Genomic DNA, 1742 nt, shown 5'->3' with positions numbered 1-1742 from the left:
GACCGGCTCAGCCGGTTGCGAGCCATTTGTTGGGCTCTCCATGCCTGATAGGAGTACCTTTTAAAGTGTCTGTTGTATCGGGAATTGCGTTCAATTTCTCGATAGATAGTGGCTTTGTGACGCCCCAGTTGTTTAGCTATTTTAGCGGTACTAATTCCTTGCTTTCTGAGCGCAGAAATCATATACCTTTCGTTCTCAGTGAGGTGCGTGTATTTCATGTTTTTTACTTCTTGGCGGGAGCAAACTTCATGATTATCGCATCTCACTGTTTTTATGTTCAGAGGTGTCGCACTTCGTACTTGAATCCAAGCGGCGTTATATGCCAAAACAAGGAATACGAAATAATGTCAGAAAAATATATGCTTAGAGCATTAGAAATCTCCAAGAGCGCATTGCCTGACTGTGTTCCAAACCCACCAGTTGGGTGCGTGTTAGTTAAAGATAATGTGGTTGTATCCGAGGGCTATACACAAGCTATTGGTGGTAATCACGCAGAAGTCGAAGCCTTACAGTCTTATCATGGAAGCCTAGATGGTGTTACAGCGTATGTAACTTTAGAGCCATGTTCTTTTGTGGGGCGCACTCCTGCATGTGCAAAAACACTCGTAAAATCTGGTATTAAGCATGTTGTAGTTTCGATGCTCGATCCAGACGAACGTAACAGTGGCAAGGGAATAGCTATTTTAGAACAGGCAGGTATCAAAGTAGAGCTTGGTCTTTGTCGTGAACAAGTCGTTAGCTTCTTAGTGCAATATTTGGGTAAGTCGTAAAGGCATATAACAAAGCATTTAAGACGGATTCCCAACGCTCGGCATTTTTGGTTTGCTTCAACTTCAGTGTTTACGGCACAATACTTTTAGTTCAGTGGTCTGCGTTGCTCACCACTTAATGCGGCGTTATATTTCTGAGTGTGAAATATCATAAATTGGAGTGGAGTAAGGAAATGAAAGGTGATTCATTAATAAGTGCAGCATGGGCTTTATGGGATACTCAAGAGTCTCTTTTGCAAAATTACCGAGGAATATTTATCTCGTCGGAGTCAATTCTTCTCTCCTTATCCGTAACTGTCTTGTCTATAGGGGACCCTTTATTCGCATTGCTTCTAGCTGTCCCAGGCTTGTTTCTTCATCGCCTTTGGCGCTCTATCTGTACTAGTCGTGGTAGAGATGTCTCATTTGCCCAAAGACTCATTGAGAAAATAGAAATGGGTGACGTGCTTGAAATGAGTGTGTTGTGTGAGTTTAAGAGATATCAAAGTGAACACAATTCAAAATCCGGGTATGTATTTGGAACATGGGAACTGAATAAAGATAAGGTCTTTGCGAAAATGCAGTTGTCGAAGACGAGAATAAAAATGGATAAACACCTACCCAATGCATATGCAGTACTTTGGGTTCTAGTTGTTCTTTTGTCGTTGTACAAGTATCTGTTTTAAAAATATAACAAACAATTCAAGCTGATTCGCAACGCTCGGCGCTTTCGGTTTCAATTCGTTTGGTGATTAAGGTGCAGTGTTTGAGTAAGGTGGCAGCGTTGCTCACAACTTAATTGGGCGTTATGTTTACTTGTATTTCAATGGCTTAAAAACTCTTCGATCTCTGTTCTTTGTCCCTTTAGCCATTCGTTCGAGTTGCCTCAGCAAATCCGTATTGTCGGCCTAATTTCGTGAATTTCTCAGCCCGTAAAACATGTCAATGTTCGCGGGTTGCTTCATTTGCAGGTCGTGGCGGTTGGTTTCAAAT

At 41.8% G+C, this 1742-nt stretch carries 3 protein-coding genes; 2 read left to right on the top strand and 1 reads right to left on the bottom strand.

From position 1 onward, the window contains the following. Positions 1-218: helix-turn-helix domain-containing protein (locus FCU94_RS15810; protein WP_155647873.1), on the bottom strand; the 218-nt coding region annotated here is incomplete at its 3' end. A 126-nt stretch (positions 219-344) separates the two neighbouring features. Here FCU94_RS15810 and FCU94_RS15805 point away from each other — a divergent pair. Continuing rightward, a complete protein-coding gene (locus tag FCU94_RS15805) occupies positions 345-770 on the top strand; it encodes a bifunctional diaminohydroxyphosphoribosylaminopyrimidine deaminase/5-amino-6-(5-phosphoribosylamino)uracil reductase RibD (protein WP_176289453.1) in 426 nt (141 codons plus the stop codon). Positions 771-943: 173 nt separating this feature from the next. Then, on the top strand, positions 944-1435 hold the full coding sequence (locus FCU94_RS15800) for a hypothetical protein (protein ID WP_061058629.1): 492 nt from the start codon (positions 944-946) through the stop codon (positions 1433-1435). Positions 1436-1742: the final 307 nt, after the last annotated feature.

It is taken from the genome of Vibrio sp. JPW-9-11-11 (assembly GCF_013369335.1).
Lineage (GTDB): Bacteria > Pseudomonadota > Gammaproteobacteria > Enterobacterales > Vibrionaceae > Vibrio.
Note: the sequence above shows the minus strand (reverse complement) of the source record. Positions and strands in the feature narration are given on the sequence as shown.

What these genes read in the sequence shown, in the direction of transcription:
- FCU94_RS15805 (WP_176289453.1), top strand. Translation starts at nt 345, where the DNA reads ATGTCAGAAAAATATATGCTTAGAGCATTAGAAATCTCCAAGAGCGCA.
- FCU94_RS15800 (WP_061058629.1), top strand. Translation starts at nt 944, where the DNA reads ATGAAAGGTGATTCATTAATAAGTGCAGCATGGGCTTTATGGGATACT.